Below are 252 nucleotides of genomic sequence, written 5' to 3' on the forward strand. Positions count from 1 at the left end.
GTCCACCACCATCGACCCCTGCGCTTCTTCTACCGGCAAGCCTGCGCCGATGGCCGCAGCCATGGGCTCTTCGATCAGGAAGACTTCGCGGGCACCCGCCCCTTCGGCGGACTCGCGGATGGCACGGCGCTCTACCTGAGTCGACATGCAGGGCACGCAGACCAGGACACGCGGGCTGGGCGTCAGAAACGTGCTCTGATGCACCTTGCGAATGAAGTGCTGGAGCATCTGCTCGGTAACGGTAAAGTCGGC

General features: G+C 64.3%; 1 protein-coding gene. It reads right to left on the minus strand.

From position 1 onward, the window contains the following. The coding region (locus V0R37_RS22810) for a rod shape-determining protein (RefSeq protein WP_420376649.1) at positions 1-252 on the minus strand (252 nt) is incomplete at both ends.

Origin of the sequence: Pollutimonas rozaliensis, assembly GCF_048751585.1 — a bacterium.
Classification (GTDB): Bacteria; Pseudomonadota; Gammaproteobacteria; order Burkholderiales; family Burkholderiaceae_B.